General features: G+C 66.2%; 2 protein-coding genes. Both read right to left on the minus strand.

Annotated features, from left to right (window positions below):
* Nucleotides 1-142: 142 nt before the first annotated feature.
* Entirely contained in the window at nucleotides 143-877 is a 735-nt protein-coding gene (locus tag HBN54_RS17250) for a hypothetical protein (RefSeq protein WP_168674477.1), read from the minus strand.
* A 554-nt stretch (nucleotides 878-1431) separates the two neighbouring features.
* On the minus strand, nucleotides 1432-7252 hold a 5821-nt coding region (locus HBN54_RS17255; RefSeq protein WP_168674478.1), incomplete at its 5' end, for a LamG-like jellyroll fold domain-containing protein.

Here is a 7252-nt window from a genome sequence, read left to right on the forward strand (position 1 = left end):
GGGAAACGCCACGGCTGTAACAACGATTAGCAATTGACTGATGGAAGGCATTATTGAGTAGATAAAATGACAATACCGCTTCACAAGAAAGGCTCTTATTTTTGAACAGGGCGCGTTTAGCTTCCGACCGTTTTGATAAACCTTAATTTTGCCGCTCATGCCACCAATATGCCCCGTAAACTACTAGACCCAGGCCGACAAAAACAAAGCCACCCCAAGTTCCTTCGCTGGCGCTAGTCTGCAACGCCCGCCACCCCATCCACACCGGGAGCCCGGCCAATGCTACCAGCCAGAACGTGGCCGCCGGTTGCGTCGCAAACCCCAGCTTGCGAATCGGAACTGCAGCAGGATTCTCCGGCCTAAAAGCCGCAGGCAAGGCACCGGCGAGCGGCGGCATCGTTGCGGGTATTGCACGAAGCTGCGCCTGGTTGTAGTGCTTCGCCGCCCAATCAAAATGCTGCCCTAGGGCCACCAACGGGCCCATTCCCTGCGGATGCAGCTTCGAGTTCAGATGGAACATCAGGGGGCTTCCGCGGCGCGGATTAATGGTAAAATCAAATTCCAAGCCGCTGTAATAAGACACAATCTCTGCAAAATCGAGGCGGCGCACCTTGCCATTAGCCGCGTAGCTAACCGTGATACCCGTGGCATCGAACGCCACGGTAGCATGCTCGGCGCTGAAATGCTTGGCAACACGCTCGGGCAGCAGCACAAAAGCGGCCAGACCGACTACCCCCAACAAGCTTCCCCAGAGCTTGGAATGGGCAAAAACCGCTAGGATACCCAGCAGCATGGGCAATGTCAAGGCGATGATAACCAGCACCAGCACGGTTGCTTTCCAGCGGTTGGTGAGGGTTAAATCGAGTTGCTTTTCCATGGAATTACGACTTGTTTGTTCTATCACCGCCTCATCCGCGCCGCCGAAGATGCCCTGCTGCTTATGGGGGCTGGAACGCAGGGGACGATTAACATTTAAATCATCAATACTTGGCTGTGCAAGCTACAGCCATAAGGTGTGGTTACTGATGCTTGCCGATTTAGGAAATTAAAGGCTCGTTTCGGTGAACTGCTGCTAATGAGCACCGAATAGCTCGCATAACCCGCTCTACAGTCCAGTTTGAGTTCGGTGAAGTGGTTCAATTAGCTAAGTACAGAAAACCCGGCTTGGGGATGAGTTTCGTGAACGCTGGCAACGGAGTCTTGACACGGCCCCGCCGGGGTCTACTTCAGCGGAGTGGAGAATGCTTTGCCTAGGCAAGACGCACCGCAAAGGATTCGGCTACTCGCACAACGCCATTGCCACGGGCCGCTAGGCTCACCGCCGGCCGCGGCCTGGAAAAAGCACGCGTAGCAGCACAAAAAAGCCCCCATCCAATTGGATGGGGGCTTTGGGCCACGGTCCGGGTTGCGGCCGAACGGGAACACAGACGATTACTCCACCGTCAGGCGCAGGGCCTTGTTGTCGGCGCGCACGATGTACACGCCCGTCGGCAGCCCGGCCGGAAGTGCCAGTGCCGCCGTGCCCGTGGCATCGGCCGGCGACGTGGTCACTGGGCGGCCCAACGCATCGAACACCGTCACCAGGGTACCGGGCTCCACGCCCGTGAGTGTGGCGGTGCTGCCGTGCGACGGGTTAGGGTACAGCGCCAAGCCAGCGGCGGCCCTTTTCAGCGCTGCTAGGCGCACGGGCGAGTAGCTGAACGTGCCGTCCCGGTCCACCTGCCGCAGGCGGTAGTAGAGCAGGGCCGCGCCAGCGGGAAGCTGGGCATCCAACAGCGCGTAGCTGCGCGGGGCGCTACTGCTGCCGGCGGCGGCCACTGTGCCGATGCGCGCGAAGCGGGTGCCATCGGCGCTGCGCTCCACCTCAAAGGCCTGGCTGTTCTTCTCCGAGGCCGTGGCCCAGGCCAGGCGCACGGCGCTGGCACCGGCCGGTGTGGCCGTGAAGGCGCTCAGCTCCACGGGCAGGGGGGCGGCTTTGCTGCCCAGGGTCCAGATGGAGAAGTCGCTGATGCCGGTTTTGCTCACCGTGTTGGCGGCGACGGTGACCGGATTCTGGTTGGCCCAAGGGCCGGCGGGGCCGCTCACCGACTTGAACAGGTTCAGGTTGGCGGCCGTGATGCCGTTGAGCTCGTGGTCGAAGTAGGCGAAATCCATGGTCACGCTCAGGCCCGTGTTGGTGGCGGGCTGAATGTCGAAGTAGCGCTTCACGCTCACGCTGCTGTTCACGCCCGAGAGGGCCGTGCCGGTGGTACGCACCACCGGCGTGAGGCCGGGGGCTACCGAGCCGGCAGCCGGCGTCAGCGTGAGGCCCAGGCCGCCGAAGGCTTCGGCGGTGCCGGGCACCAACGTGCGCGTGGCGCTCACGGTGCCCACCACGTAGGCGGCGTCCGTTTCGCTGAGCGAGGCCGCCGCGCCCAAGCTGATGCGGTAGCTGCCCGTGGTGGTCAGCGTGCCGGTGGTCAGGGTGAGGGGGCCGGTCAGGGCCAGGTCCCGTTGCAGCTGCACGGTACCGGCCGACTTATTCACTACCAGGGTGGCAAAGGCCGTGGCTGCGCTGCCGCCCAGCAGCTGGGTGGCCGCCGCGCCCACGAAGGCCACCGGGCCGCTGAGTGTGGCCGTGCCGCTATTGGCGAAGTCGCCGTTCACCTGCAGCGTGGCCCCGGTGCCCAGCGTGAGGCTGGCCCCGGCATCGATGGTCAGGTTGCGCACGGCCAGGGTGCCGGTGGGCACGTTGGGGTAATGGGGCTGGCCGGCCGGAATCAGGGCGCTGATGCCGGCGTCGGGCACCTGACCGTAGCTCCAGTTCTGGCAGTCGAGGAAATCCGAGCTCAAGTTGCCGACCCAGGTGGTGGTCGTGACGGGGGCGGGCGCGCCCAGCACCGTCACCACGGCCGGGGCGGTACTGGCGTTACCGTTGGCATCGGTCACGGTCACCTGCACGGTGTTGAAGCCCAGGTTGGCGCAGCTGAAGGTGGTTTGCGACAGCGCCACGGCCAGCGTGCCGCTGCCGGTGCAGTTGTCGGTGGTGCCGCTGTAGACCTGGCTAGTGGTGAGCGTGGCCGTGCCCGTGGGCCCCAGCGCCACCGTGGCGGGCTGGGTGAAGGTGCCCACGTTGGGCACCAGCACGGAGATGCGCTTCACCGAGTAGCTGGCGGCGTTGTACTGGAAGGTCCAGTCGGGATTATTGCTGCCGCCTACCTGGTTACCGATGCCCAGCGCGCCGGGCTGGCCGGTGTTGCCCCAGGCATTGTAGGCCAGCACAGTCTGGCCGGCCGTCATGTTGTGCACCTGGAAGGAGCCGTGCCCGCCTTGGCCGGGCAGCACCCGGTCGCCGAAGTCAAACGTAGTGGCGCTGGCCCCGGCCACGTTGTCGGTGTTGGCTACATCGTAATCCCAGTACCACATCTCGATGCGGCCGGTGCCCACGCTGGTGCCGGTGGTCACGGCAGCCCCCGCGCTGGCGGCCACGTTCAGGTTGGTCACGTCCTGGTGCCACACCACGTTATTGGCCGTGGGGTGGGGCAGGCCGAGCTGGGTGAGGTTGGCGGCGAAGTTGTCCATCGAGGCCCACACCCACTGGGTGCCGGTACCGTTGGTCAGCTCCATGTAATACGCCACCCGGGCGGGCGGGGCAATGGCCGCCCCGGCGTTGTTCACCGCGTAGGGCACCGAGGCAAAGTTGTTGAAGTTGCCCGCGGTGCTGGGCACGTCGAGCTGGTAGAGCACGCCGTAGCCGGCGGCTTCGGGCACGTTGGCCAGGGCCAGGGCCGGGGCGACCGGCAGCGGGCCGCGCCCCGCGCCGGGGGCCAGCCGGTCCTGCACAGTCACGGTGGCGGTGGCCGTGCTGGTGGCCCCGTTGGCATCGGTCACGGTCAGCGTCACGGCGTTGGCCCCCAGATTGGCGCATCTAAAAGTGGCGGGCGACACGCTCAGGGCCGCCGCCGGGGCCGGGGCGCAGTTGGCGGTGCTGCCGTTGTTCACGGCGGCGGCGGCCAGGGTGGCGTTGCCGTTGCCGTCCAGGGTCAGGGTCACGTTCTGGGCCGTGGCTACCGGCGCGGCGGCGCAGGGCGCTACGGTAATGGTGTTCGAGTAAGCTCCGGTGCCGGTCACGTTGGTTTTATCGGCCCGCACGCGGTAGTAATAGGAAGTGCCCGCCGTCAGGCCGGTCACGGCGCTGGTGCCGCTGGCCACGGTGAAGGGCGAGCCCGTGATGGGGGCCGAGAAGTCGGCCGCCGTCGATACGTCGAGCGAGTACCCGTTATCGACCACGCCCAGGGCCGGGGCCGTCCAGCGGGCGGTGAAGCCCGTGCCCGTGATGCCATTGGCCGCCAGGGCCGTGGGCACCACCAGCGCGTAGCTCTCCACCCAGTTCGAGGTAGTGCCGCTTAGCGCGAAGTTGGTAAGCGTGCCGGGGTAACCGTTGCTACTCAGGTCGGGCAGAACCGTCAGGCCCGTGTTGGTACCGCCGGCCACGCCCTGGTCGAAGTTAGCGTAGAAGCCCAGGCTGGCGGGCTGGCTTACCGTGGTGTTGCGCATATCAGCCTGAATGTCGGCCACCGAGAGGGCCGTGGTGTAGATGCGGACCTCGTCGATACGGCCCCGGAAAGGCTCGCCATATACGGGAGAGTTGCCAATGGTCAACAGTTCAGCGGTACCGGCCGAGGAGGAGGCGCTGGTGGCAGCCGCGTCGCGCACACCATTGATATACAGCTCAAAGGTAGCGGTGGTAGTGTTCCAGGTAGCCGCCAGATGGGTCCAGCGGTTGACCGGCAGCAGCACCGAGCCGAGGGTGTAACGGAAGTTGGCGTTGCCGGGTATGGGCCAGGTCTCGGCATTAAACCGGCCGTTGCGCAGGTACATATTGTAGTCCGCCGACTTGCGGATGATGGAGTTAACGTTCGTGTTGCCATCGAAGTACACCCAGGCTTCCATGGTGAAGTTGCCTGTCCCCAGGTTGCTCACGGCCGGCGTGCTGCCGTAGGTTACGAAGTCGTCCACGCCGTCGAAGGCCAGGGCGTTGCCGGGGGGCGTGAGTGCGCCGGGCACCGTCGTGATGACGTTGGAGTAGGCCCCCGTGCCGGTCACGCTGGTTTTATCGGCCCGCACACGATAGAAGTATTCGGTGCCGGCCGTCAGGCCGGTCAGGGCCCGGCTGGTGGTACCGCTGGCCACCGCGAAGGGCGAGCCGGTGATGGGGACCGAGAAGTCGGCCGCCGTCGACACCTCCAGCGAGTAGCCATTATCGACCACCCCGAAGGCCGGGGCCGTCCAGCGGGCCGTGAAGCCGGTGGCCGACACGCCCGTGGCCGCCAGGGCCGTGGGCACGGCCAGGGCGTAGCTTTCCACGTAGTTGGAGGCGCTGCCGCTGAGGGCGAAGTTGGTGAGCGTGCCGGGGCTGGCGGCCGTCGTCTGGTCGTACACGGTGGTCAGGCCGGCGTTGGTGCCGGCCGGGCTGCCCTGCTCGAAGGTGAAGTAGGCCACCAGGCTGGCGGGCACGGCGGCGGCGGTGCTGCGCATGTCGGCCACGATGTTGGCCGGGCTCAGGGCCACCGCGTACACGCGCACCTCGTCGATGCTGCCGGTGAAGTACTCACTGGCCGTCAGGGGCGGGATGCGGCCGCCGATGCGGAAGTCGGAGCCCGTGGTGTTGAAGGCCGACAGGATGCCCTGCCGGTCCAGCACGCCGTCCAGGTACAGGCGCAGGGTGGTGCCGTCGTAGGTGGCGGCTACGTGGTGCCAGCGGTTCAGGCTCAGCGTGGTGGTGCCTTGCAGGTCGTTGTTCTCGCCCACGTAGTAGAGTTTGCCGCTAATAATTATCAGCCCCGAGCGCAGGTTGCTGGTGGCCGTGCCGTAGTTGAAGATAACGCCGTTGCTGCCCGTGGTGGGGTACACCCAAGCCTCGATGGTGCGGGCGCCGTTGCCCTGGGGCAGCAGCGGGTTGGTGCCCGCCACGTAGTCGTCCGTGCCGTCGAAGGCCAGGGCGTTGCCGGGGGCCACGGCCGGGGTCACGGCCAGGGCCGTGCTGCTGGCCGCGCCGCCCGCCGTGGTGAGCGTGGTGGTGCCGCTGGCCGGGGCCGTGGGCGGCACCCGGAACGTGAGGCTGGTGCTGCTCGCGTTGATGATGCCGTTGGTGGCCGTCACCCCGTTCACCACCAACGACGTGTAGGTATTCAGGTCGGTGCCCGTCAGCGTCACGGCCTGGCCGGCCACGGCGGGGTTGGGCGTGAAGCTGCTGATAGTGGGCGCGGGCTGAACCGTGACCACCACCGGCAGGGCCGATGTGTAGGTGCAGCCCGTGGCCGGGTCGGTGGCCGTGGCCATGTACGAGCCCGCCTGGGTCACCACGCGGGTGTTGCCGGCGGTGGCACCGGGGTTGAACACGTAGGTGGCCCCGGCCAGCGGCACGTCGGCGTTGTGGTTGGTGCCGTCGGGGTTGAGGCGGGCCAGCCGGTTAGCGGTAACGCCCTGATAGGTGGTAAACGCGCCACCCGCCAGCACCTTGCCGTCGGGCTGCACGGCCAGCGCGCTCACCACGTTGTTGAAGCCCGCGCCGGTATTAAACTGCCCGGCCCCGGTGCCGGTGTTGTTCGTGCCGTCGGCGTTGAGCCGAGCAATGCGGGTGTTGGCCACGGACTGATAGGCGGTAAATAGCCCGCCCGCCAGCACCTTGCCGTCGGGCTGCAAAGCCAGCGCGCTCACCGTGGAGTTGAAGCCCGCGCCGGTGTTAAACTGCCCGGCCCCGGTGCCCCGGTCGGAGCTGCCGTTGGCATTGAGCCGGGCAATGTAGATGTTGGCCACGCCGTTGTAGCTGGTAAACGCGCCACCCGCCAGCACCTTGCCGTCGGGCTGCACGGCCAGCGCGCTTACCGTATTATTGAAGCCCGCGCCGGTATTAAGCTGCCCGGTACCGGTGCCCTTGTCGGAGCTGCCATCGGGATTGAGCCGGGCAATGCGGGTGTTGGCCACGCCCTGATAGGTGGTAAACAGCCCGCCCACCAGCACCTTGCCGTCGGGCTGCAGGGCCAGCGCGTTTACCGTAGTGCTGAAGCCCGCGCCGATGTTAAACTGGCCCGCCCCGGTGCCCTTGTCGGAGCTGCCGTCGGCGTTGAGCCGGGCAATGAAGGCGTTGGCCACGCCATTGTAGCTGGTGAAGCTGCCGCCCACCAACACCTTGCCGTCGGGCTGCAACGCCAGCGCGTTTACCGTGGTGCTGAAGCCCGCGCCCGTCACGAAGCTCGCGTCCAGACTGCCG

The organism is Hymenobacter artigasi, assembly GCF_012275535.1.
GTDB lineage: Bacteria > Bacteroidota > Bacteroidia > Cytophagales > Hymenobacteraceae > Hymenobacter > Hymenobacter artigasi.